General features: G+C 59.4%; 18 protein-coding genes. 10 read left to right on the top strand and 8 right to left on the bottom strand.

From position 1 onward, the window contains the following. Positions 1-94 precede the first annotated feature (94 nt). The 3 genes from ACM6IP_RS25530 (at position 95) to ACM6IP_RS25520 (ending at position 4,557) form a co-directional block, all read left to right on the top strand. Positions 95-850: a molecular chaperone gene (locus ACM6IP_RS25530; RefSeq protein ID WP_095168422.1), complete on the top strand. Its 756-nt coding sequence runs from the start codon at positions 95-97 to the stop codon at positions 848-850. A gap of 37 nt (positions 851-887) precedes the next feature. Then, a complete protein-coding gene (locus ACM6IP_RS25525) occupies positions 888-3,401 on the top strand; it encodes a fimbria/pilus outer membrane usher protein (protein WP_414862560.1) in 2,514 nt (837 codons plus the stop codon). Positions 3,402-3,474: 73 nt separating this feature from the next. Beyond that, a complete protein-coding gene (locus ACM6IP_RS25520) occupies positions 3,475-4,557 on the top strand; it encodes a fimbrial protein (RefSeq protein WP_414862559.1) in 1,083 nt (360 codons plus the stop codon). 36 nt (positions 4,558-4,593) lie between these two features. Here ACM6IP_RS25520 and ACM6IP_RS25515 read toward each other — a convergent pair whose 3' ends face one another. From ACM6IP_RS25515 to ACM6IP_RS25495, 5 genes are all read right to left on the bottom strand, one after another. Continuing rightward, positions 4,594-6,090, bottom strand: coding sequence for a hypothetical protein (locus ACM6IP_RS25515; RefSeq protein WP_414862558.1), 1,497 nt, complete (start codon positions 6,088-6,090; stop codon positions 4,594-4,596). A 229-nt stretch (positions 6,091-6,319) separates the two neighbouring features. After that, positions 6,320-8,527 carry an autotransporter outer membrane beta-barrel domain-containing protein gene (locus ACM6IP_RS25510; RefSeq protein ID WP_414862557.1) on the bottom strand — a complete coding sequence of 736 codons (2,208 nt, stop codon included), beginning with the start codon at positions 8,525-8,527 and terminating at the stop codon, positions 6,320-6,322. Positions 8,528-8,760: 233 nt separating this feature from the next. After that, a complete protein-coding gene (locus ACM6IP_RS25505) occupies positions 8,761-10,755 on the bottom strand; it encodes a hypothetical protein (RefSeq protein WP_414862556.1) in 1,995 nt (664 codons plus the stop codon). Positions 10,756-10,953: 198 nt separating this feature from the next. Continuing rightward, positions 10,954-12,096, bottom strand: a complete 1,143-nt coding sequence (locus ACM6IP_RS25500; RefSeq protein WP_414862555.1) for a glycerate kinase — start codon at positions 12,094-12,096, stop codon at positions 10,954-10,956. Between the two features lie 124 nt (positions 12,097-12,220). Beyond that, positions 12,221-13,342 (bottom strand): sugar diacid recognition domain-containing protein, encoded by a 1,122-nt coding sequence (locus ACM6IP_RS25495; protein ID WP_414862554.1) that lies wholly within the window; start codon positions 13,340-13,342, stop codon positions 12,221-12,223. Positions 13,343-13,508: 166 nt separating this feature from the next. Between ACM6IP_RS25495 and ACM6IP_RS25490 the strand changes: the two genes are divergently transcribed. The 3 genes from ACM6IP_RS25490 (at position 13,509) to rarD (ending at position 16,904) form a co-directional block, all read left to right on the top strand. Continuing rightward, positions 13,509-14,819, top strand: a complete 1,311-nt coding sequence (locus tag ACM6IP_RS25490; protein WP_095168434.1) for an MFS transporter — start codon at positions 13,509-13,511, stop codon at positions 14,817-14,819. A gap of 114 nt (positions 14,820-14,933) precedes the next feature. Then, on the top strand, positions 14,934-15,947 hold the full coding sequence (locus tag ACM6IP_RS25485) for an aldo/keto reductase (protein WP_159995534.1): 1,014 nt from the start codon (positions 14,934-14,936) through the stop codon (positions 15,945-15,947). A 75-nt stretch (positions 15,948-16,022) separates the two neighbouring features. Beyond that, entirely contained in the window at positions 16,023-16,904 is an 882-nt protein-coding gene (rarD, locus tag ACM6IP_RS25480) for an EamA family transporter RarD (protein WP_401129256.1), read from the top strand. 63 nt (positions 16,905-16,967) lie between these two features. On the opposite strand, the gene hppD is transcribed toward rarD, so the two are convergent. After that, positions 16,968-18,044, bottom strand: coding sequence for a 4-hydroxyphenylpyruvate dioxygenase (hppD, locus tag ACM6IP_RS25475; protein ID WP_414862553.1), 1,077 nt, complete (start codon positions 18,042-18,044; stop codon positions 16,968-16,970). 247 nt (positions 18,045-18,291) lie between these two features. Further along, positions 18,292-19,233, bottom strand: a complete 942-nt coding sequence (locus ACM6IP_RS25470) for a DMT family transporter (protein WP_414862552.1) — start codon at positions 19,231-19,233, stop codon at positions 18,292-18,294. A gap of 78 nt (positions 19,234-19,311) precedes the next feature. Here ACM6IP_RS25470 and ACM6IP_RS25465 point away from each other — a divergent pair, with 78 nt between their 5' ends. The 3 genes from ACM6IP_RS25465 to ACM6IP_RS25455 all read left to right on the top strand — a co-directional run bounded on the left by ACM6IP_RS25465 (position 19,312) and on the right by ACM6IP_RS25455 (position 22,444). Continuing rightward, the gene (locus tag ACM6IP_RS25465; RefSeq protein WP_095168442.1) at positions 19,312-20,184 is read left to right on the top strand and encodes a LysR family transcriptional regulator; all 873 of its coding nucleotides are present in this window, start codon (positions 19,312-19,314) and stop codon (positions 20,182-20,184) included. Positions 20,185-20,299: 115 nt separating this feature from the next. Then, a complete protein-coding gene (locus tag ACM6IP_RS25460; RefSeq protein ID WP_095168444.1) occupies positions 20,300-21,859 on the top strand; it encodes a cyclic diguanylate phosphodiesterase in 1,560 nt (519 codons plus the stop codon). Positions 21,860-22,081: 222 nt separating this feature from the next. Then, entirely contained in the window at positions 22,082-22,444 is a 363-nt protein-coding gene (locus ACM6IP_RS25455; protein ID WP_095168446.1) for a histone-like nucleoid-structuring protein, MvaT/MvaU family, read from the top strand. A gap of 197 nt (positions 22,445-22,641) precedes the next feature. On the opposite strand, the gene ACM6IP_RS25450 is transcribed toward ACM6IP_RS25455, so the two are convergent. Beyond that, the gene (locus ACM6IP_RS25450; protein WP_414862551.1) at positions 22,642-23,202 is read right to left on the bottom strand and encodes a DUF4946 domain-containing protein; all 561 of its coding nucleotides are present in this window, start codon (positions 23,200-23,202) and stop codon (positions 22,642-22,644) included. Between the two features lie 199 nt (positions 23,203-23,401). Here ACM6IP_RS25450 and gloA point away from each other — a divergent pair, with 199 nt between their 5' ends. Then, positions 23,402-23,929 (top strand): lactoylglutathione lyase, encoded by a 528-nt coding sequence (gloA, locus tag ACM6IP_RS25445; RefSeq protein WP_095168449.1) that lies wholly within the window; start codon positions 23,402-23,404, stop codon positions 23,927-23,929. The last annotated feature ends 305 nt before the right edge of the window (positions 23,930-24,234 follow it).

Below are 24,234 nucleotides of genomic sequence, written 5' to 3'. Positions count from 1 at the left end.
TACCCGCTCCCGGCCCCTTGCTCACGGTCGTGAACAAGGGGCTGCTCACGACAGTCCAGGTCTGCATTTTCTCCTGGGCAAAAGGTAAAGACCTATGTTCGGCTTGATCAAGCAGGCGGCCACTTCCCGCCCGACCCTTGCTGCCTGCATGACTGCGCTCATGCTGACATCCTACCTGCCAGCCAGCCAGGCAGCCTTGACGCTCAATGGTACCCGCGTGGTATTCGACAGCGACAAGCGCAGTGCTTCACTGATCGTCGCCAACCCCAGCGACCGGACTTTCGCCGTACAAACCTGGGTCAACACGGCCGCCGATGATACGACCACCGCAGTGCCATTCATCCCGTCCCCCCCCTTGTTCCGTCTCAATCCAGGCAAAGAGCAGCACATCCAGATCAATGGACTGCCCAATACGCTGCCCACGGATCGAGAGTCGTTGTTTTACTTCAATGTCCAGGAAATCCCCCAGGCCAATGCCAACGAAGGCAATGTCCTGAACATCGCGTTGCGCACTCGCATCAAACTGTTTTATCGGCCCGCCCAACTCAAGGACAACCCCGTCACAAGCCTGAAGCAACTGCAGTGGTCGATCGAACTGGCCAACGGTAAACCGCAATTGCGGGTGAACAACCCAACACCTTTCCATGTGTCCTTCGCCCGCATCGAAGTGAAGGGCAATGGCCAGCAGCTTGCCCTGCATAACGCCGAAATGCTCGCTCCCCTGTCCAGTCAGACCTATGCACTGGACGGCATCAAGCCGCAAGCAGGATTGCAGGTGGAGTTCTCGGCCATCAACGACTACGGCGGCTACACCCTGGCGTTGACCCTGCCGATTCAGACGGCCCCTTGAAACAGTGCCGACTGCGTTCACGGCCAGGAATATGCCCATGACTTTATTGCCCGGGCGCCCATGGGCGCCTTTTCGACTCCGCCTTGCCCATTTGTTCGTGACCGGCGTAAGCGGTGCCGCCCTGGTTGAAACCCGGCTCGTTATGGCGGCGCCCACCGTGGAATTTCAATCCAGTTTCATGCGCCAGAGCACAGACCATGCCAGCGACGCGGGGGTGTTGGCCCTCAGTGCGCTGACCCAGGGTAACGACGTGGGACCCGGACGCTATCAGGTCGATATCCAGGTCAATCAGGTGTATTTCGGCCAGCGTGAAATCGAGTTCGTGCTCAGCCCCGAAGATGATCGACTGCTGCCTTGCCTGTCCGCCGACCTGTTGAACCAGATGGGCGTGCGACTCGACAGCCTGGCGGAGCCTGCACTCATGCAGGCCTCCTGTGTCGATCTGTTGACGCTGATCCCGGGGGCCATCCTCGATTTCGATAGCAGCAAGCTGTTACTGAGCCTTTCCATTCCACAAATCGCCATGCGTCGCGACGTACTCGGTCAAGTCGACCCAGAGCGCTGGGACCACGGCATCAATGCCGCCTTTGTCAGCTACCAGGCGTCCACGCAGCAGGGGAGCAACCGCTATCGCGGCCGCCAGAACAGCGATGACCTGTACCTCAACAGCGGGATCAACCTGGGCGCCTGGCGCTTGCGCAGTAACCAGTCACTGCGCCAGGACGCAGAGGGCGATCGTCAATGGACCAGTGCTTATACCTATGCCCAGCGCGACCTGCCGGGTACTCAGGCCAATCTGACGCTGGGTGAAACATTCACCAGCGGCGATGTGTTCAGAAGCCTGCCGATCAGGGGCGCGCTCATTGCTACCGACCTTGGCATGCTGCCCGATGTTCTGCAGGCCTATGCACCGATTGTCCGTGGCGTCGCGCAAACCCGAGCGAAACTCGAAATTTTTCAGAACGGTTACCCGATCTACTCCACTTATGTCAGTGCTGGCCCATACGAGATCGACGACCTGAGCACCAACGGTGGCAGCGGTGAACTGGACATCGTCCTGACCGAGGCTGACGGCCAGGTCCGGCGATTTAGCCAATCCTTCGCCACCCTCAGTAATCTGTTGCGTGAGGGGGTATGGCGTTACAGCGCCGCCTTGGGTCGCTACAACGGCGCACATGGGCTTGAGGATCCCCTGCTCTGGCAGGGCACCCTGGCAGTCGGCACCGCGTGGAACTCAACCTTGTACGGTGGCCTGATCGCCAGTGACTTCTACCGCGCCGGCAACATGGGAGCGTCCAAGGATCTGGGCCCCTTCGGTGCGTTGTCCCTGGACCTGACCCACTCCAGCGCCGACATCGATAGTCGAGACACCCAGAGCCTGCAGGGCATGAGCTATGCACTGAAGTACGGCAAGTCGTTTGCCACTAACACCAATCTGCGCTTCGCCGGCTATCGCTACTCCACCGAAGGCTATCGCGACTTCGATGAAGCCGTCCGCCAACGCAGCCACGACTCGAGCTGGCACGGCAGTCGACGCAGCCGACTGGAGGCTTCGGTCTACCAGAATATCGGCGCGCGCAGTTCGTTGAGCTTGACAATGTCTCATCAGGACTACTGGCAAAACAACGAAGTGCAGCGTCAATTCCAGTTCAATGTCAGTACTCACTACAAAGGCGTGGGATACAACCTGTTTGCGTCGCAATCGTTGAACGACACGCGTGGTAATGATCGACAACTTGGCCTGAGCATGACCATGCCCCTGGATTTCGGGCATTCGGCCAACGCGACCTTCGATATCCAGAAGAGCGGCGAGCATTTCAGTCAACGCGCGAGCATGAGCGGCAACGTCGATGAGACTCGGCTGAATTATCAGGCGTCTGTCAGCAACGATAACCAAAAGCAGCGAACGGGGGCGCTTTCTCTCGGTTATCAGGCGGCCTTCGGCAGCGTCGGCGCAGGACTTACCCAAGGCACCGACTACCACAACCTGTCACTCAACGCCAACGGAGCACTACTGCTGCATGCCGGCGGCATTGAGTTGGGGCCTTATCTGGGGGAAACCACGGCCCTGGTGGAAGTTCCGAACATTGCCGGCGTCGGCATACAGAATGCCACTGGAGTAAAGACCAATGAACGCGGCTATGCGTTGGCGCCTTACCTGCGACCGTACCGGGTCAATCATGTGGTGCTGAAAACCGACGACCTGGGTCCCGAGGTGGAAATCGACAACGCCACGACCCAGCTCGTGCCTCGACGCGGCGCTGTGGTCAAGGCCACATTCCCTGCCCGCTCCGTCACCCGTCTGGTTATCACCGCCCGAACCGCAACGGGCCAACCGCTCCCCTTCGGTGCACAGCTGAGCAATACCGAACACGGCGTAATCGGCATTGTCGGTCAAGCCGGCCAGGTCATGCTGTCAACTGGCATAGAGCCACAAATACTCGATGTGCACTGGGGAGAACAGGCCGAGCCGCAATGTCAGTTGCTCATCGACCCCCAGGCCATGGAACAAGCGCAAGGCTACCGCTTGCAGGAGCTGACATGTCGGTGACTGCGACCACGCCTGAGCACTCAAGAAGAGCCGCAGCCGTCTACACCCACCCGGCCCATTTCGGAGAGACCACATGAAACCATCCATCCGCTGCCTGACCACCGCCCTGGGGCTGGCCGCCAGTTGTCAGGCGCCGTGGGTCATGGCAGACGTCACCAATACATGTGACTGGCGGACCGGCAGCGGGCCCATGACATTTACCCAGGATATGGGCAGCGTCTACGTTCCGCGGGACGCGCCTGTCGGAAGCGTCATTGGCAGGGAACGACAGTTCAAAAGAACCGACAATCGTGAGGGGCTATCCATACTCTGTGACAACAATGGCAATGTCAGGCTGACGTTCGATGCCCAAAGTACCGCGCCTCCCCTGGATGGGATACTCAATGGCATACCGGGGTTCACCGTCTGGCAGACCAATATCCCGGGGGTGGGCGTCCGGATCTCGCTGGGTTTCCCGTTCGATGATTCGGCCTCCAACGCATTCACCCCCGACCATGGAGACAGCACGGTTCCCTTCAGTGCGCATCACCAGCAGGGCATGGGATCGGCACAGATGAATTTTTCCGTCCTGGAAAGTCACGTCACCCTGATAAAAACCGGGCCGATCGCCCCCGGGCCGCAGACATTCGACAGGACAGAGTTGTTCAGCGGCAGATTCTCGGGAATCCCCGGCAAGGCCTTCAGTGCCGGACTCAGCGGCACCGTGATCCAGGCCCATTGTGGCAGTAACACCGTCAGCGCCGATCCAGTACAACTCGGAGACTGGGACCAGAAGGACTTTACCCATACCGGCTACACCACCGCCGCAATTCCTTTCAGCATCACCCTCAGCGACTGCGAAGCGGATGGCTCGGATGTCAATATCGCCACGGCCAACATCCGCTTCGAGGACGCCAGTGCGCTCCCCTTCGTGGAGTCGGCTCCTGGCGTCTTCGGCCTGACGCCTGATTCCACCGCCAAGGGTATCGGGATACAGATCCTGAAAAGTGATGGTTCAACGCCGGTGGAACTCAATACGGAAGTTCCACTCAAGCCCATCAGTACCAGCGGCACTGTTCTGGACTTTACCGCGCGCTTCTACCAGACCGATCCGAGCAGCGACGTCCATCCCGGCATTGCCAAAGGCGCCCTGAATTTCACACTCACATACAGATAGCCAGACCCGGCCCTTTAGCCAGGGCCGGCGAACGCTTCAATCGATCAGTGTCAGCAATAACATCGGGAAGTTGGGGGCCAATAAAGAGGGCCATGTCCGCCCGCCGTCAAAACTCACGTAAACCTTCCCAGTCAGGGAATCGTTACGCCGCAGCGTATTGAGAAATGCTTTTGATACTCGAACCTGATTACCCTGGCCGATCCCCCCGATGGCTTCCTGTTCTGTGACCGCGCGCTTGGCGATCACAGGAAGAACAGAGTCCTGTCCATTGGAACCGACACCCGTCATCGTAATCATGATCCAATGGTCGGTTGTCATTAAGGGCCATGTATTCATCATGAGAATTGCGCCCTCAGGCGCAACGGTCCGGTAACTCAAGTTACCACCGCTGAGTTTATTGCATTGAACCGTCGGCAATCGGTTCACGGGCAGGGTTTGAACCCGCAGTTTACGCGGTACAGAGGGTATTTCATTACCATCCTCATCAATGACGTAGTACTGCACCCACAGGGATCTACCTATATGGGCAGCCACCGGCCGCATGGGAATCTGATAGCGCCGTTGCCCTGGACTGATAGGCTGGTCAACCCGATGCGCACCCACCTGGCCGGGCTCCCCCCATTGCACCCAAGCCCGCTCTGGTGGGTAGATAACCGCAGCTTGCGGAATCTCGACAACGACTCCGGAACTTGCCTGCAAGGGGTCCAGAACCTGTTGCTCACCCACCCCCGTTGCCTTGTCAGTTGAAGGCCAGGGCAATGAACGCGGAATCGGTGTTGCGGCGACATCCAGTTCGACATAGTCGGAATATGCACTTGGATTACCCGCACGATCCAATACCCGGTAACTCACAGAGCGCAAGCCATCCCCACGCCCGCGAATCAACTCGCCAGGAATACTGAGCACTAGCAGGTCGGTGTAGTTTTGCTCGTCCAGCTCGAGAAAACCACCCTCGTCCAGATCCCCGGGACTGCGCCCCCAATACCAGACAATACGATCCCCTGGCGCTGGCGTCGCGAAAACCGGGACAGTGACCCGGAGTCGATCCTCGTTACGATCAAGGTAATAGGCCGTGAGTTGATTGGGCGGGAGAACAGCACTCGGTATGCTCAACCTGCTGTCTGGGCTGGCCAACAACGGCGCACGAATGTCGACGGTGATAATCTCGGTGTCCGACGGGTCCGGATTATCTGGATCACCGGACCAGTTCAGCGCCTCGTAATGCAAAACCCGCACACCGTGAACATTCAGCACTTTGTCGAGAGGAATCTCGACGAACAAATCACTGCTTTCGATAGGCCCTGCGGTCCACACTTTGTATGCAACTTCAGCACCGTCCAGAAACATCCGTACGCTTTCCGGAAACGCAATCGAGGGCAAGGAATTTTTCCAGAGAGGGAAAGTGACCTTCAGGTGCTGACGCCCAGGATCAACGGGAACAAGATTCTTTTCCCCGCCCTCTATGTCTGGAAGCACATCCGGCACGCTGGGGGCGCCAAGTTTTTCCTCTGCATCAGATCTGGATCCGGACATTGTCGCTCTCCCTTACATAGACGCGAAGGGACGCAATGCCTACCCGGCAGGCTCTTCTTCACATGAACTATATAAACCGGGATTAGACGACAGTTTGACGCTGTCTGATACTGTCAGAGTTGACAGGTAGGCAGGATAAAAATGCAAACGAACCTATCACCCTCCCCTAAGGCTTGACTGCGCTCGGACACACAATCAAACCAGAGGGGCACAGGCTGATGCCAGGCGATTACCAGCTGTAGCGCACGCCGATGTTAGCCCCCCACGGCTGATCGATCTTGTCACCCTGGCTGTAATCGAAGTCGGCATGGATCGACACCTTGTCGGTCACTGTCATCGCGACCCCGACACCCAGCTCACCGCGGGAACCAGAAAGGTCGTTGTTGAACACATTGCTGTTGACCTTGACTTCGTTGTTCTCGGAGAATTCATGTACATAAGCCGCACGTACATACGGCTGCACAGCCTTGCCTGCACCCAGATTGAAATTACGTCCGGCGGTGGCACCTACCTTGCCCAGCAAGGAGCGAGTGCTATCGCCCTCGGCAGCCAAACCGTTGTCCAGATCGTAATCCTTGCCTTGAACCATCACGCCCGACAGCTGGGTATACGGCTCAATAAAATAGCCGTCGTCCAGGGTGATGTGCCGGCCGAACTCCACAGAGGCACCAATGCCGCTGTTGTCGTAATCACCCTTGGTTTTTTTACCATCGCTCAACTGTACATCGGAAGAGTTCTGGAAGCGGTTGTACTTGAGGACGCCGTCAACGTAGTAACCGCTCTCGTCATCCAGCCAGGTGGTGTAGGCACCGACATAAAAACTGTCGACCTTACCGCTGGTGCCGCGGCCCAGGTCCAGATCGGACTTGCTGTAACCGCCGAGCAGGCCAACCAACCATTGCCCGTCGCCGATCGGCAGCGGTGCGTCGGCACCGAACGAAATACCCTGCTGAATTTGTTGGTAACCGACGCCTGCACTGGCATCGACCTCAAATTTGTTGCCGTAGCCGCGCATCCACCCACCCGCCTTGCCTGCGTCCATCCGCAATTCGCCCATGCGGCTGCGCAACGTGCTGAGTTCGCCGTACCAGACGGTTGGCGCTGCATTGAACAGTGCCATGACCGATTGAGTACCAGGGCTGACGACGCGTGTCGTGGTGTCCAGATACCAGTTGTTGCTGTCTCGTTGAACCAGATCGTAAGAGAACGCGCCCAGGTCGACCGGACCGCCCTGCAACGTAAAATCGGCGTCGCCGCTGCCGATGCGCACCATGTGCAGATTGCTGGTGTCGGAAGGATCTGCACCGCTACTGCTGACGGCGATGCTGTGATTTCCACTGGCAGAGCCCGTCACGTCGAGGAAGTCGACACTGCCGGTGGCGAAATCGGCACCCATGATGAACGTACCGTTGCCGGACAGGTTGCCGACCGACAAGGTGTAGAACTCACTCACATCACCGAACTTGATTGCCCCCCCATTCATCGACAGCGTCGCGATATCACCATCACCCACCATGGCCCAGGTGGCATCGCTATTGACCGTCAGGCGCTCGACATTCTCCAGGTGCCCGGTGAATGTCGCAAAATTTTCCAGCTGCACCGTGGCGGCGCTGCCAGCCTCGACGACCACATTGCCCTCCAGCTGGCTGTTACTCACGAGCAGGTTGGCCAGCCCCCCACCCTTGACTTCAAGCAAGGTGTCGTTACTGGCAGCCAGGGTGGAGTTGTTGCGAATTTCGATATTGGCGGTGGGCGTACTGATATCGAAACCATCGACGAGGATTGCCGAACCGTTTTGTCCGGTGACGCTCGACTGGTTGTCCAGTATCAGTGTGCCGGGGGCCGAGACTTGCGGGTCGAACACCATCAGCACCCCGTTTTTGCCACCACTGATTGAACTGCCGTTGGCCGTGACATTGCCACTGGACATCAATAGGCCAAAGCCGTCCGCGTTAGTACCGCTGAGGGAAGATCGAGTCAGATTCAACTGACTACGCCCGTTGACCAGGCCACCATTGCGCCCGCCCGAGATCGCACTATCAACCACGCTCACCGTTGAACTGACCGCGCCATTGTCGCCGGCGGACACTCCCGTAGCATCGACACCGGCAACGATCGTGCTGGAGGTAATGCTCGCCGTACTGCCATGGACTCCGACACCATCGTTGAAGCCACTCGCCGTGACCTGACTGCGATCAAGGTTCAAGGTCGAGCCACTGCGAACCTGGATATCGAAGGTGCGCGCATCGATTGCGGTCAGGCTGGACTGGTTGCGAAGTAGATAATTGTCCGGAGAGTTACCTGCACCAATCGTTGCATTTTCATTGTTCATATCCCGCGCAAGCGCGTGCGGACTGACCCATAACAACGGTGCAATGGACAATAGTTTGATCGCGCCAGCCAGTTGGCGCACAGCAAAAGGAGTTATCGAAAACATGAAAGGATCACCACGAAATTAGAGTCGCCAGTAGAATTAGTTCATTGCTTCTCGCGACGAACTCGGCTTGTACTTACAAAGGCGGCGAACAATATCGAGATACAGCCCCACCGAATGTAGGACTAATCCTGTAATGGAGCGGAGTCATCCACAGAACCAGACATCCAGCCGTTCAGATGCAAAAAAGGGGCTGCACGCCCCTCTTGCATCGACATAACGACTCATCTACCCCATTACGGTCTTGGGGGTATCGGGCAGGTGCCTGTACCCGTGCCCAACGCGACATTCAGCGTGGCGTCCGGCGAAGGTGGCGTTACGCCGCTAACCGTATAGCTGACGATCCCCCGACCAATCTGGTCCGACTCGCCGCCATACAAGGGCAGGATTTTTGTCGCGTACGGCCGAACAATCCAGTCAAGACCGTTGATCACTTGCGCCGCAGTCAGGGGTGCAAAGGTATGTTGCAAATCAGTGCCCGCGATGGGGTCGGCAGGAAGCGGGCCCGAAGGATCAAAGCCTTTATGCCCCTGCCACTTGATGGTAACCACCACCTTTTCTTTCAAGTAGCGAGGATTGGCCGGGATATGCACCTTGATCCCAAGGCCTTCGACCGGGTCCCAGTCCAACAGGTGACAGAACATGAAGCCAGCCGAACTCCCGGGAAATTGCACGACATCCGGGACAATGGTATGGACTTCCACTTTCACCGGTTTTGGCTTGGAATGCTCGGCATTGATATAGCCAGCACGACGCAGCCAGTAAAACACTGGCAACCCAGGAGCCGTACTGTTACTGCGTTCATCAATCACATCCCACAGGATTGGAAGGACCATCGCCTCACCCGCAACCTCAGTTGTGATGACGTGCACGGGTAGCACAGGCAGGTTGTCCCACATCAAGTGGATTTCATCACCGGCCGTCGGCGAGTCGTACAACGTAAACCTGGCCTCGGCGTCGAAAGTCGCATCCGACAGATTCAGTTCATCCTTAAGGTCCGATTCACCCCAGACTTCAACTTCGTGCAGGTTCGGGTTGGTAATGTCCGGCCAATCTGGGTTAATGGGGCCGATCCTGGAAAAATCCACCTGGACGGTAATGCCTGGTGCGTCGAACGGCCGCAACCCCCGGCGAACCTCATACTTGACCGGGGTGGTTTGCTCGCCTGTAGTCTGGGTGTATTGAGCCAGCAACACCGCCAGCGGAACCTTGACCAACGTTTGCGCACGCGGCACGAGAGGATGGGGCTCGAGTTCCTGAGTCCCCCAGATGAGATGAATTTTGTCGGAGCTCTTGCCGTTGGTCACTGCAGGAATCACCACGGTGACCTCTCGAGTGGCGGCGTCGAGTTGATCGATCAAGCCGTCGTCGTCTGCCAGCGGTACGCTGGCAGGATCCAGAGGAGCAATGGGTAGCGCTCCGAGCGCGACGTTGCGTAGACGCATCCGGGACAACCGGCTCGGGTTGCCGGCTTTGTCGAACAAGCGGTATGCGCAGAAGACCGGGCCATCGCCGGCATCCTGAATCCACGTCAAAGGAATTTCGAACGTACGATGATCAGGAATATCGACCGGAACCGGGGTAATCGGCACGATATCTTCCGGGTTGATCGGTTCGACTTTTTGCCAGCCGTAGGAAATGGTGTCGCCCGGCTCATAATCCCCATAAGCGGGTAACTCGACGATCACCTTGTTGCCATTGGCAGCCAGGTAGACATCGTTGATTTCATTGGTAGCGAGTATGAATTCCGGCGGATTTTGCAGGTCGTGCGGAGGCGTGCGGTCAATTCTCAGCGGCGTGGTCGTTGACTCTTCGACGAACCCCGGAGCACTCCAGATTTTCAACCTCCATCGAAGATTGAATTTGCCTTCAATCTCCTTATCGAAAACATCGAGCGTGACCGCCTTGGGGAAATCCGGACGGTTTTGCGGGTAGGGAAACGGTTGCTCCTTGAGCACTTCCCAGACGCCGCTGCCAACCCTGGCCATTTCAATACGAACCGTGTCAGCCTGGCCGGGGATCGGCACAAGATTATCCCAAGCCGGAATATTCACCACCAGCGGCTGGTCATTGCTCACCGCCGGTCGTAGTCCCTCGGTATCTCCCGGCATCAAGCCGTTCACGGTAAGGGGGTCGAGCGGCCCCGCAGTTGGAGCGTCTCGCTGGGCCAACCGTTCGCGATTGGCCCAGCGCACCTGCTCGGCATTTAGCTGCTTGTCTGAACGTGCCATGTGCTTTCTCCAGTACTGTTCATAGTCAACCGTGACCTGAGCCAAGGCGATGAAACCTGTCTGGCAGTTCGAACTTCGAAAGCACTGCACACTACGCCTTATCGTTCTGCCGGACCTGAGCGACCCGGAGCAAATTAGGCACTAGTTTTTTATCTGCCGATAGCTGTCAGAGTTGACAGGTACCCGCTGTGTGGAGGGTCATGCCTGGCGCAACGCCAACCGCCAGACCCGGGCAATATCCCGTGCCCGCTCACGCAATAGTTGCGCGGCATTGGCACACGCCCGAGCCAGGCTTGTTGGCCCGGAAGGTAACGCAAAAGCGGCATCGACCCCCTGTTCATACATCTGCTCGTAACCTTCGCCCAGGGTGCCGGCGATCACGATCACCGGTACACGGTTTTGGCGGGCGATACGCGCCACCCCGAAGGGGGTCTTGCCCCTTAACGTCTGCGCATCAAAGCAACCTTCACCGGTGATCACCAGATCGGCTCCCCGCACGGCGTCCGCCAACCCGACCAGTTCAGCCACGACTTCCACGCCCGGACGAAATTGCGCGTTCAAAAACGCCTTGGCCGCAAACCCCAGGCCCCCCGCCGCACCGCTGCCGGGTTCGTCACGCAGGTCCTTGCCTAGCACGTGCGCACAATGATCGGCAAAGTGCCCCAGGGCAAGATCGAGTTGGTGCACCTGCTCAGGCGAAGCACCTTTCTGTGGGCCGAAAATCGCTGAGGCGCCATGGGGGCCGCAGAGTGGATTGTCGACGTCGGCGGCGATCTCGAAACGGACCTCGGCCAGGCGCGAGTCGATGCCCTTGAGTTCAATACGGGCCAGGTCTTCGAGCGCCAGGCCACCGTGACGGATCGCTTGCCCCTGGGCATCGTTCAAGCGCACGCCCAACGCCTGCATCGCGCCCGCTCCACCGTCATTGGTGGCACTGCCGCCAATGGCCAGGATGATACGTCGGGCACCCGCATCCAGCGCCGCACGAATCAACTCGCCGGTGCCAAAGGTGCTGCTGATGCACGCGTCACGCTGCTCCAGCGGCACCAATTGCAGACCGCTGGCTTCGGCCATCTCGATGATTGCAGTGTGGCTGTCGGGCAACCAGCCCCAACGGGCCTCGACCGGTTCGCCCAATGGCCCTTGCACCCGGGTACTGCGCAACTCGCCAGCGCAGGCCGCGAGAATCGCCTCGACCGTGCCTTCACCGCCGTCGGCCATCGGACATTTGACCAACTGCGCATCCGGCCAGACCTCGGCCAGCCCCTGGGCAATGGCATCCGCCACACCAATAGCACTCAGGCTGTCCTTGAACGAGTCGGGGGCGATGACGATCTTCATGTGATTTCTCCGGTTGTTATGCAGAGCATGCTGCCAGTTGCCCCAGACGATGACGCCAGTCCGCTGCACAAGGGTGGAGGGGGTTTATTGTTCATTTCTACAAAACCCAACTCAAGCCCTGCTCCTACACGTCTGCACAGGGCTGGGGTAATAGCTGCACACCGAGGTACAGCGCCAGCATGCCGTCCAGCCGCAGCGGATCGACTCCGCTGAGCTCGGCCACCCGCTCCATGCGATAGCGCAGGCTGTTGCGGTGGATCCCCAGGGCATCGGCACAGGCCTGGCTTTGGCCATCGTGCTCGCACCAACTGCGCAAGGTCGCCAGCAACTGCCCGTTGCTATCCTTGGCGATGACCTTGCGCAAGGGGCTGAGTAGCTCATCCAGCGCATCATCGTTGCGATGGCGCCAGAGCATCACCGGCAGGCGGTAGCGGTTGAGGGTCAACAAACGACTTTGCGGCAATACATCGCGACCGTAGGCCAGCAAATCGCCGACCCGCCGATAGCAGCGGCGCAAGCCCTGCAGACCGTCGGCCTGGCCACCGACCGCAATGCGCAGGATGTTCCAGCCCAGGCCCTGGAGTTTTTCCAGCAAGCGCTCGTTGTCCACGGCCTGGGTCGTTGGTCGGCACCACAGCAACGAGGACTTGGCCGAACTTACGCACCAGCTATCGGGGTAGCGCGAACTCAGCCAGGCACTCAAGGCTTCGGCGGTCTGGCCGTTGCCGTGTTCCAGGCCCAATTCAAACAAATAGGGGGTACGTGACAATTGCGGCTTGAGGCCCATTTGCTGGGCTTCGTCGATCAACCGCGGCGAGTCCCCGGCCTCACTGAGCAATAGCGCCAACAGATCATCGCAGCGCTGGCGGCGCCATTGCTGCTCGGCCTGCTGGTTGCGCTGGGCCACCAGCATTTCGGCGGTCATGCGCACCAACTCGGCGTAGGTGCGCAGTTGCTCGGGTTCACCGGTGATGCCGAGTACGCCGATCAGGCGCTGATCGAGCAGCAACGGCAGGTTGATCCCCGGCTGCACGCCCTTGAGGTGCACTGCCGTCTGGGCGTCGATTTCCACCACCCGACCATTGGCCAGCACCAACTGCGCGCCTTCATGCCGGGTGTTGACCCGCTCCGGCTCGCCACTGCCCAGGATCAGCCCCTGGCTGTCCATGACGTTGACGTTGTAGGGCAGAATGGCCATCGCCCGGTCGACGATATCCTGGGCCAGGTCGTGATCAAGTTCGAACATGAGGCGTATTCCTGGAAAAGCTGGGGCTTTGGTTGTTCACCCGCACAGGCGCTTGGCGTAATCGCTGTGCTCAGGCACAAAGACATCCGCCAATGGGTGACCGAGACTCTGCATGCGGTCACGTTACCCTCGCACCGCAAAAAATCATAATAAAGAGAGACCCGCCATGTCACAGAGCGCCGCTGCCACCCTGGCCACCGATGACGATAAAAACGCCGTCTACAAGCGCATTACCCTGCGCCTGATCCCCTTCATCTTCATTTGCTACCTGTTCAACTACCTGGACCGGGTCAACGTTGGCTTCGCCAAGTTGCAGATGCTCGATGCGCTGAAATTCAGCGAAACCGTGTACGGCCTTGGGGCCGGGATTTTTTTCATCGGTTACGTGCTGTGCGGCGTACCGAGCAACCTGGCGCTGACCCGCTTCGGCCCACGGCGCTGGATTGCGCTGATGATGATCACCTGGGGCACGTTGTCCACCTGCCTGCTGTTCGTCACCACGCCCACCGAGTTCTATACCCTGCGCCTGTTCACCGGTGCCGCCGAAGCCGGGTTCTTCCCCGGCGTGGTGTTGTACCTCTCGCAGTGGTTCCCGACCTTCCGTCGTGGCCGCATCATGGCGCTGTTCATGTCGGCGATCCCGGTCTCGGGTCTGCTCGGCAGCCCGTTCTCCGGCTGGATCCTCAACCACTTCGCCGCGGGCCAGGGTGGCCTCGCCGGCTGGCAGTGGATGTTCCTGCTGCAGGGCATTCCGACGGTGATCCTCGGTGCACTGGCGTACTTTCTGCTCAGTGACGACTTCGCCAGCGCCAAATGGCTCAAGCCGCACGAGCGTGCGGTGCTTGAGGCGGACCAGGCAATCGACCGCGCCAACAAGCCGAAGACGGCCACCGACTCGCTGCTGGCAGTGTTCAAGAATCCGGCGATCTGGGCGTTCGGCCTGATCTACTTCTGCATCCAGAGCGGCGTTTACGCGATCAACTTCTGGCTGCCGTCGATCATCAAGAACCTCGGTTTCAGCGACAACCTGGTGATCGGTTGGCTCAGTGCGATTCCCTACCTGCTGGCCGCGGTGTTCATGCTGCTGGTCGGACGCTCGGCGGACCTGCACAAGGAGCGCCGCTGGCACCTGGTGGTGCCGATGCTGATGGGCGCGCTGGGCTTGCTGATCGCGGTCAACTTTGCCGCTCACCCGGCCATCGCGATTCTCGGCCTGACCATCGCCACCATGGGCGCCCTCACCGGCCTGCCAATGTTCTGGCCGGTGCCAACCGCCATGCTCAGCGCCGGTGCCGCCGCCGGTGGTCTGGCGCTGATCAACTCCATGGGCCAGATGGCCGGCTTCCTCAGCCCGTACCTGGTGGGCTGGGTCAAGGACACCAGTGGCTCCACCGATGCCGCGCTGTATGTGCTGGCAGCGGTGATTGTCGGCGGTAGCCTGCTGGCCTTACGCATGACCCGCACCCTGCGCGTCTGACCCCAGCCACGGTGGGAGCGGGGTCGCCCGCCCCCACCATTGGATAATTGCGGTTGCCCACATCGCCCTTCTGGTATTTGATTGAGCCTTTCCCACCGGTAAAAGGAATTCGTCATGAGCTACCGCACACTGGGCCATTCCGGACTGCAAGTGTCTACGCTGACCCTGGGCACCATGATGTTTGGCGAGCAGACCAGCACCGAAGACTCGCTGCGAATCATCGACAAAGCCTGGGATCAAGGCATCAATTTCATCGACACCGCCGACGTCTACACCAATGGTCGCTCCGAGGAAATCGTCGGCGAGGCGATTGCCGGCAACCGGCATGAGTGGGTGGTGGCGTCCAAGGTCGGCTTTGGCCCGGTGGACGGCCTGCCGAATCGCAGCGGCCTGAGCCGCAAGCACATTTTCAACGGGATCGATGCCAGCCTGACCCGCCTGGACACCGACTACCTGGACATCTATTACCTGCACCGCGAAGACCACAACACCCCGCTGCACGTCACGGTGTCGGCCATTGGCGACCTGATTCGCCAGGGCAAGATCCGCTATTGGGGCCTGTCCAATTATCGTGGCTGGCGCATCGCCGAGGTGATTCGCGTGGCCGAGCAACTGGGCGTCGACCGGCCGGTGATCAGCCAGCCGCTGTACAACATCGTCAACCGCCAGGCCGAAACCGAACAGATCACCGCCGCCAACGCCTACGGCCTTGGTGTCGTGCCCTACAGCCCGCTGGCCCGTGGCGTGCTCAGCGGCAAGTACGCCCCCGACATTCGCCCCGACGCCAACAGCCGCGCCGGCCGCCAGGACAAACGTATCCTGGAGACCGAATGGCGGGTCGAGTCGCTGCGCATCGCCCAGCAGATCCAGGCCTACACCGAGCAACGTGGCGTCGGCATGGTCGAGTTCGCCATTGCCTGGGTCCTGAACAACGCCGCGGTGACCTCGGCCATCGTCGGCCCGCGCACCGAAGAACAGTGGGACGCCTACACCAAGGCCCAGGACGTGAAGATCAGCGCCGAGGACGAAGCCTTCATCGATTCACTGGTGACCCCAGGGCATGCCTCGACACCGGGGTTCAATGATGTGAGCCATTTTGTCTCGGGGCGCAAGGCACTGAGTAGCTGAGGCCATTGCAACGATATTCGTCGCTCAAACCACGTATCCTTCCCCTCTGTTTATGTTCAGTGTCGCGAGGACAGCTTGTCTAAAGGAATTGCTCTATCGGTGTCGGCCTCGGTGCTGTTTGCCGTCATGTATTTCTACACCTCACTGCTATCGCCGCTCGACGGTGTGGAAATTTTCGGCTGGCGCATGCTGCTGACTGTGCCGTGCATGACGGTGTTCATGCTGGTATCCGGTGAGTGGCAACGGGTCGTGGAGATCCTGCGGCGGCTGGCAGTCAAACCGCTGCTGGTCGGTGGCTTGCTGGTGTCCTCTGCCCTGCTCGGCGTGCAACTGTGGCTATTCATGTGGGCACCGTTGAACGGCCATAGCCTGGATGTGTCCCTGGGGTATTTCCTGCTGCCACTGACCATGGTGCTGACCGGCCGCATCGTCTACGGCGAGCGCCTGTCGTACCTGCAGAAGATTGCCGCGAGCCTGGCGACCCTGGGCGTGCTCAATGAGTTGTACCAGGTGGGCAGCTTTTCCTGGGCGACCATGCTGGTGGCCATCGGTTACCCGACTTACTTCGTGTTGCGCCGACGCCTGGCGGCTGACAACCTCGGCGGCCTGTGGCTGGACATGGCGCTGTTGCTGCCGGTGGCGTACTGGTTCGTGCACAACGGCGCACAAGGCTTCGGCGTGTTCGACCAGTACCCTTGGCTAACGCTGCTGATTCCCGTGCTCGGGATCATCAGTGCCTCGGCCCTGGTGGTCTACATCATCGCCAGCCGCCTGCTGCCGTTCAGCCTGTTCGGGCTGCTCAGCTATGTCGAGCCGGTGCTGTTGCTGGGGGTGGCACTGCTGCTGGGAGAAAGCATCAAGGCGGGGGAATGGCTGACCTACATCCCGATCTGGCTGGCGGTGCTGGTCCTGGTGTTCGAGGGCTTCAAGCACCTGGTGCGCCAACGCAGGCCTTAAGCACACCTGAAACAAATGTGGGAGCGAGCTTGCTCGCTCCCACAGTTTTATCGGTGTAAGGGCTTAGTCCGTGGAGAGAACACCACGGCGCACCTGGTCACGTTCGATCGACTCGAACAGCGCCTTGAAGTTGCCTTCACCAAAACCATCGTCGCCTTTGCGCTGGATGAATTCGAAGAACACCGGGCCCATCAGGGTTTCCGAGAAGATCTGCAACAGCAGGCGCTTGTCGCCGGCCTCGGACGAACCGTCCAGCAGGATCCCGCGGGCCTGCAACTCGCCGACCGGTTCGCCGTGGTTCGGCAGACGGCCTTCGAGCATTTCGTAGTAGGTATCTGGCGGCGCAGTCATGAAGCGCATGCCGATGCTTTTCAGGTGATCCCAGGTCTTGAGCAGGTCATCGGCCAGGAAAGCAACGTGCTGGATGCCTTCGCCGTTGAACTGCATCAGGAACTCTTCGATCTGCCCGGCACCCTTGGAGGACTCTTCGTTCAGCGGGATGCGGATCATGCCATCGGGAGCGGTCATGGCCTTGGAGGTCAGGCCGGTGTATTCGCCCTTGATGTCGAAGTAGCGGATCTCGCGGAAGTTGAACAGCTTCTCATAGAAGTTCGCCCAGTAGGCCATGCGGCCGCGGTACACGTTGTGAGTCAGGTGGTCGATGATCTTCAGGCCGGCACCGACCGGGTTGCGGTCGACACCTTCGATGAACACGAAGTCGATGTCGTAGATCGAGCTGCCTTCACCAAAACGGTCGATCAGGTACAGCGGCGCGCCGCCGATGCCCTTGATGGCCGGCAGGTTCAGCTCCATCGGGCCGGTCTCGATGTGGATCGGCTGGGCGCCGAGTTCCAGGGCCCGGTTGTAGGCCAGTTGCGAATCCTTGACGCGGAACGCCATGCCACACACGGACGGACCGTGTTCGGCGGCGAAGTACGAGGCGACGCTGTTGGGTTCGTTGTTGAGGATCAGGTTGATCGCGCCCTGGCGATACAGGTGCACGTTCTTGGAGCGGTGGGTCGCGACCTTGGTGAAGCCCATGATCTCGAAGATCGGCTCAAGGGTGTTCGGGGTTGGCGATGCGAATTCGATGAACTCGAAGCCCATCAGGCCCATTGGGTTTTCGTATAAATCTGCCATGGTTGACGCCTCATCATGCTTTTAATAATTAACTGATCGTTAGTCGTGAGCACTGCTGAGACGCGCGGGTGGCGCGCAGGAGATGCCTCGCACACTGCGGGCGAGAAAATCACCGTAGATCAATTGGAACCCAAATATCTTCATTGTCGACCCAAGGCTTTTGTGGGCGAGGCTTCTGCTGTCAGAAGACTTATTCTTATATGCGTAAACCGATTCTACACAGCGTAAAACAATTTGTCCGCCTTCTCTATAAAATCCGCCTTTTTGCCGTCGCTGCAAAGGCTTTGTTGCACAGGTAGATACCCAGCAGGATGACCGCCCCGCCCAGGTACATCGCGCCCGTCATCGGTTCGCCGAGCAGCAGCGCGCCGAGGATCACCGCGGTCAGTGGGTTCAACGCGATAAACGCGCCACTGCGGGTGGCGCCAATCCGGCGAATGCCGTCGTAATACCAGATATAGGCCAGCGCCGAACCCAGCACACCCAAGTACAGCAGGCTGATCACTTGCCCCGGGGGCAACTGCGCAAGGACCTGCCACTGGACTTCGCCGCGCACCGCGCAGGTCAGCCATAACATCAAGGTGCCCAGGACCACCGAGTAAGTCACGGTGTGCAGCGGGCCCAGCGCTTGGTTCAGCCCCCTGGAGAACAACGAATAGACACCCCAGCCCAGCACGCAGCCGAGCAGCAGCAGGTCGCCAAGCCAAGCCCCGCCGGTGAACACCGACTGATCGCCACTGACGATCACCAGCCCCGCTCCGCCGAGACACAGGAGGATGCCGACGACCTTGCTGGCACTAAGGCGCTCCTTGAACAGCAACCAGGACGCCAGCCCGATCACTGCCGGGTTCAAGGCGACAATCAGCGATGCGCGGGACGCGTGGATATACTGCAGACCGTAAAAGAAACACAGGTTGTAGACGTAGATGCCGAAAAATCCCAACAGCCCCAATTGCAGCCATTGCCGGCCGCTCGGCCGAGCCAGGGGGATGCGGGCCAACCCCATGAACAGCAGCAGCGCCAGGCTCGCCAGCGCAAAGCGCAAACTCGCGGCAAACAATGGGCTCAGCGAACCCGCCAGGTAGCGCCCGGCGACGAAAGTTCCGCCCCAGAGCATGGTGACGCTGGCGAGCTTCAGGTACACCGGGACATCCGCACCATGCCAACCACTCTGGACAAGACTTTTCATGCAGGCTCCTGGGACATGACAGGGTTGATGGCTTATTCTTCCCGTCATGATCGATCATCGTAAAATGAGTCTTTACTCATGACCCTGAGCCAACTCGAGATCTTTTCCCTGGTCGCCGAGCTGCAAGGCTTCACCAGCGCAGCCCACCGCCTGGGCATCAGCCAGTCGGCGGTGTCCCATGCTATCAAGGCCCTGGAGCAGGAACTGGGTGTCGAGCTGCTCAGGCGCCAGCAGTCCCAGGTCGAACTCAGCGACATCGGCCAGCAGTTACTGGTGCGTGCCCGCGCCATGCTCGGCCTCGCCAGCACTCTGCGCCAGGAGGCCGCCGACGCCCGCGGAATGAAAAGTGGCACGCTGCGCATCGGTTCTTTTGGCCCCACGGCGTCGATCGGCCTGCTGCCGAAAATCCTGCCGCAGTACCGGGCGGCCTATCCCGGCATCGAGGTGCACATCGATGAAGGCCCCGACCGGCAGGTGTTGCAGTGGCTGGATGAGCGGCGGATCGATGTCGGTTTCGTGGTGCTGCCCGAAGAGCGTTTCGACACCTTCCCCTTGGTCGAGGACCAGATGGTCGCGCTTATCCCCGTCGGACATGCCCTGGCCAACAGTGACAGCCTGACGCTGCGCGAGCTGTGCGACGATCCGTTCATCCTCACCGAGGCCGGTTCTGCAGAACTGGTGACACGCCTGTTCAGCGCGGCACGGCTGAGCCCCGACATCCGTTATCGCTGTTCGCAATTGCTCAGCACCCTGGCAACCGTGAGTCGGGGTGAAGCACTGACCCTGGTTGCCGAACGCTCGCTACCCGACACCCCGCAGGCGCATTACGTGAAGCGGCCGCTGTCTCCGATGGTCAAGCGCCAGGTGGGTCTGGCGGTGCTGGATCAACGCCAATGCTCGCCCGCCACCCTGGCGTTCATCAAACTGGCAACGGGATTGTCCTTGAGTTGAACAACACAATCGCCCAGTGCCATCTATCATCCCCGCTATGCAATCTCTTCATGGAAGGCAAGGCGTTGCCGCACCTGCATTTGAGAGCCCATCCCCGCAGTCCCAGGTTTGCCCAATGCCATTGACCTTAAAGCGCCGGCGTAAAAGCGCCTACCGTAACGCCATCACCGTGCTGGTGGCCCTGGTGCCCGTGGTGCTGGGCGGCGCCATTTTGTACATGCAAGCCGAAAGCCGACTGAGCCAGAGCACGCACCAGACCGCCGAGGAAGCCGTTCGCCAGTTTGACCTGATGCTCGACAACACCGCCCACGCGGCCCAGCTCCTGCTGCCGCTGGCTGGGCAGCCCTGTGCGGACGTCAAGCTGGCCCTGCGTGAGCAAGTGACCCGCCGGCCCTTCGTGCGCTCCACCAACCTGGTGTGGGACAACAATCTGTACTGCAGCTCGTTGTTTGGCGAGTTCGAGGAGAAGGTCGACCCGGGCGAGTACACCCACGGCAAGTTGTGGTTGATGAACGGCAATCCGGTAACGCCCAACACCGCCCTGTTGGTGTACCGCCAGAGCGAGGGCCGACAAGGCGCACTGACCACGCTCGATGGCTACCACCTGAGCAACGTGCTGCGCCTGATCGGGCGCCAGACCCTGTTGTTGCTGCAGGTCGGTGACAATTGGTTGTCCGCCGATGGCCAGGTCCATGAGGGCGCCCTGCCCGAACTGCCGGTGGCACGTAATTACCTGGAATCGTCACGCTATGCCTTTAAAGTGGAGGCCGGATTCCCCGAGGGGGAAACCTGGCGCTACATGGTCAGCGAGTACCCACCACTGTTCAGCCTGCTGATATTTTTTGGCGCCATCGCCGGCACCCTCGCCCACTGGCTGCAAAAACGCTCGACATCACCCAGCCTGGAGTTGCAGCGGGCCATGGAGGCCAAGGAGTTTGTGCCGTACTTTCAACCGGTGGTGCATGGTGACAGCAAGGGTTGGGCCGGCACCGAGGTGCTGATGCGCTGGAACCACCCCAAGGATGGCCTGGTACGTCCAGACCTGTTTATTCCCTTTGCCGAGCACTCGGGGCTGATCGTGCCGATGACGCGCTCGTTGATGCAGCAGACCGCCGCAGTGCTCGGCCCGCAGGCCAGTCATTTCGGCGAACGCTTTCATATCGGCATCAACATCACCGCCAGCCATTGCCAGGACCTTGACCTGGTGGCTGACTGCCGCGAGTTCCTGGCGGCTTTCCCGCCCGGCAAGGTCGCGCTGGTCCTGGAGCTCACCGAACGCGAGCTGATCGAACCCACGGCCATCACCCACCAACTGTTCGAACAGTTGCATGGACTGGGCGTGATGATCGCCATTGATGATTTTGGTACCGGCCACTCCAGCCTGGGTTACTTGCGCCAGTTCAATGTGGACTTCCTGAAAATCGACCAGAGTTTTGTCGCAATGATCGGCGTGGACGCGCTGTCGCGGCATATTCTGGACAGCATCATCGAACTCTCCGGCAAACTCGACTTGGGGATAGTCGCCGAAGGGGTCGAAACACTAGAACAGAGTGAATATCTTGCAGGTCATGGGGTGAACTTCCTGCAGGGCTACCTGTATGGCCGACCGATGCCCGCTGGCGAATTCATTATCGAACTGAACAAACACTTGGCGGTTGAGCAAAACGCCCTGTAAAAACCATTACTGAGCGGTCGGCGCACCAAATGGCATCAAACAGCGGAGCTGCGTTACATAAATAAAAAGACATGATTTACTCGGAGTGAATTAACTACTACAATTTTTCCTGCCTGCGCAAGATTGCCAGGTGCGCCACTCTCACCGAGTCGCTTCAAGGCTCTTGGCTTATAGCTTTGTTTGCGGTTGGTCTCAGCCAAACACACTATTGGAGTAAAGATATTGTCCAGACTCGCTGAATTTCGTGCAGCTGAAAAGGCCCTTCAAGAGCAGCTTGCGCAGCTGGAATCACTGAAGAACGACGCCGGGCTGAAGAAAGAAATCGAATTCGAAGAGAAGCTCCAGGGCTTGATGAAAACCTATGGCAAGAGCCTGCGCGACATTATCGCCATCCTCGACCCCAACGCCAAGGCTAGCCTGCAGCCAGCCGCGGCACCCAAGACCCGCCGCGCCCGCGTGGTCAAGGTGTACCAAAACCCGCACACTGGCGAACTGATCGAAACCAAAGGCGGCAATCACCGCGGCCTGAAAGCCTGGAAGGAACAATACGGCGCCAGCACCGTTGATTCCTGGCTGCGTGCTTGAGGGCCATGAACCTCACCCTGAAAAGCCCTGCCAACGCAGGGCTTTTTTATGCCACTCGGATTTTAAGTAACGATGCTCGCCGATCTAGCGGAAAAATCCGCTAACTACCATGGGTCGGCACAATTAACTTTGTAGTTAGTCCTTCCGGCCAAAGAACTGGAAGCCCGCCATTGCGTCGTGAACACTGCAATCTGGAACTAAAGTTTCAAACTTTCACGCAGCGCCTGTATTTCTTTCTGACTTGCTGCGTACGCATCGGCTTGTCCGGCGTAGGAAAAAACATAGGCTTTATCTGCCTCTACCGCGGCCACTAGTGTTTGCGACAATACATGACGCCCGTTCTGGGTAATGGTACAGGTGGTTTCCAGGGCAGCCAGGCGACTCAATGTAGCCGGATGAATCTTGTTGCACACACTCTGGTAGCCGCCCTGAAAGAAGTCCTTCTGGATCGACTTGCGCATTTCCAGCAACACCCCCTGCAAGTTGACCACATGCCCGGCCTCAACCTGGGTCATGGTCAACTCCATGACCAGTATCGTGTCACCGTTCTCATCGTTTTTCACTGCGCGCTGGCGTGAAACCTTCGCCGGCGCCTCGCTCGGCACGGTTTCCAGTGCGGGTTCCAGCGCGGTTTCTGGCTCCAGGGCCTGGACCTGCCATCCATCAGGCCAGGTGATCTCGGCGAGCTGGGGTTGCGCAGCAGCAGCGGCGGCAAACAGACCGGTTAACAGCAACAGGGATCGAATGGTTCGGATCATCAGGCAAGACACTGGCGAGGAAAGGCCCAAAGTCTGACCCCGACCGGGCCCGCAGGCAATAGCCGGAGCTTTGTGCATTGGCCCGGCACCGCCCCTTGCGTATCATTGGCCCACTGCATGGAAGCCTCGAGCACCGCAAGCCCAAGGACAGCTCCATCTGCTGGAGCGTCGTTTGCCCCACTTATTTTCCGGAGGGCCCATGAGCCTGCACGACCTGAACACCTTCCCCGGCGTCACTGCCCAACCTGACACTGCCACCCAGCAATTCGTGTTCAACCACACCATGCTGCGGGTCAAGGACATCACCAAGTCCCTGGACTTCTACACCCGTATCCTCGGCTTCAGCCTGGTGGAAAAACGCGATTTCCCGGAAGCCGAGTTCAGCCTGTACTTCCTGGCCCTGGTCGACAAAAACCAGATCCCGGCCGACGCGGCGGCTCGTACCGAGTGGATGAAGTCGATCCCGGGGATTCTCGAGTTGACCCACAACCACGGTACTGAGAACGACCCGGATTTCGCCTACCACAATGGCAACACCGACCCGCGCGGTTTTGGCCACATCTGCATTTCGGTACCGGACATCCGCGCCGCCTGCGAGCGCTTCGAAGCCCTGGGCTGTGATTTCCAGAAACGCCTGAATGACGGCCGCATGAAGAGCCTGGCCTTCATCAAGGACCCGGATGCCTATTGGGTCGAAATCATCCAGCCAGCCCCACTGCTGGCGTAGGAACAAGCTCAAGCATGGGGTGTAAGGGAAGTCTGCTCGCGATGGAGGTCGGTACATCCAACATCGATGCCGCCGCCATCGCGAGCAAGCCGCAAGCGGGCGCTCGCTCCCACAATGATTTTGGCTGTTCACAGATTCTGTATACACCACATCAAACCTGTGGGAGCGGGCTTGCCCGCGATGGCAGTGGGTCAGGCAACATCAATGTTGGCTGTGCTGACCTCATCGCGAGCAAGCCGCAAGCGGGCGCTCGCTCCCACAGTGATTTTGGCTGTTCACAGATTCTGTATACACCACACCAAACC

Source organism: Pseudomonas sp. IT-P176, from assembly GCF_949767245.1.
GTDB lineage: Bacteria > Pseudomonadota > Gammaproteobacteria > Pseudomonadales > Pseudomonadaceae > Aquipseudomonas.
The sequence above is the reverse complement of the archived record's forward strand: the minus strand, read 5'-3'. Positions and strand labels throughout refer to the sequence as shown.

Excerpts from the sequence above, each read along its gene's own strand:
- ACM6IP_RS25530 (WP_095168422.1), top strand. The coding sequence starts at position 95 with ATGTTCGGCTTGATCAAGCAGGCGGCCACTTCCCGCCCGACCCTTGCT.
- ACM6IP_RS25525 (WP_414862560.1), top strand. The coding sequence starts at position 888 with ATGACTTTATTGCCCGGGCGCCCATGGGCGCCTTTTCGACTCCGCCTT.
- ACM6IP_RS25520 (WP_414862559.1), top strand. The coding sequence starts at position 3,475 with ATGAAACCATCCATCCGCTGCCTGACCACCGCCCTGGGGCTGGCCGCC.
- ACM6IP_RS25515 (WP_414862558.1), bottom strand. The coding sequence starts at position 6,090 with ATGTCCGGATCCAGATCTGATGCAGAGGAAAAACTTGGCGCCCCCAGC.
- ACM6IP_RS25510 (WP_414862557.1), bottom strand. The coding sequence starts at position 8,527 with ATGTTTTCGATAACTCCTTTTGCTGTGCGCCAACTGGCTGGCGCGATC.
- ACM6IP_RS25505 (WP_414862556.1), bottom strand. The coding sequence starts at position 10,755 with ATGGCACGTTCAGACAAGCAGCTAAATGCCGAGCAGGTGCGCTGGGCC.
- ACM6IP_RS25500 (WP_414862555.1), bottom strand. The coding sequence starts at position 12,096 with ATGAAGATCGTCATCGCCCCCGACTCGTTCAAGGACAGCCTGAGTGCT.
- ACM6IP_RS25495 (WP_414862554.1), bottom strand. The coding sequence starts at position 13,342 with ATGTTCGAACTTGATCACGACCTGGCCCAGGATATCGTCGACCGGGCG.
- ACM6IP_RS25490 (WP_095168434.1), top strand. The coding sequence starts at position 13,509 with ATGTCACAGAGCGCCGCTGCCACCCTGGCCACCGATGACGATAAAAAC.
- ACM6IP_RS25485 (WP_159995534.1), top strand. The coding sequence starts at position 14,934 with ATGAGCTACCGCACACTGGGCCATTCCGGACTGCAAGTGTCTACGCTG.
- hppD (WP_414862553.1), bottom strand. The coding sequence starts at position 18,044 with ATGGCAGATTTATACGAAAACCCAATGGGCCTGATGGGCTTCGAGTTC.
- ACM6IP_RS25470 (WP_414862552.1), bottom strand. The coding sequence starts at position 19,233 with ATGAAAAGTCTTGTCCAGAGTGGTTGGCATGGTGCGGATGTCCCGGTG.
- ACM6IP_RS25465 (WP_095168442.1), top strand. The coding sequence starts at position 19,312 with ATGACCCTGAGCCAACTCGAGATCTTTTCCCTGGTCGCCGAGCTGCAA.
- ACM6IP_RS25460 (WP_095168444.1), top strand. The coding sequence starts at position 20,300 with ATGCCATTGACCTTAAAGCGCCGGCGTAAAAGCGCCTACCGTAACGCC.
- ACM6IP_RS25450 (WP_414862551.1), bottom strand. The coding sequence starts at position 23,202 with ATGATCCGAACCATTCGATCCCTGTTGCTGTTAACCGGTCTGTTTGCC.
- gloA (WP_095168449.1), top strand. The coding sequence starts at position 23,402 with ATGAGCCTGCACGACCTGAACACCTTCCCCGGCGTCACTGCCCAACCT.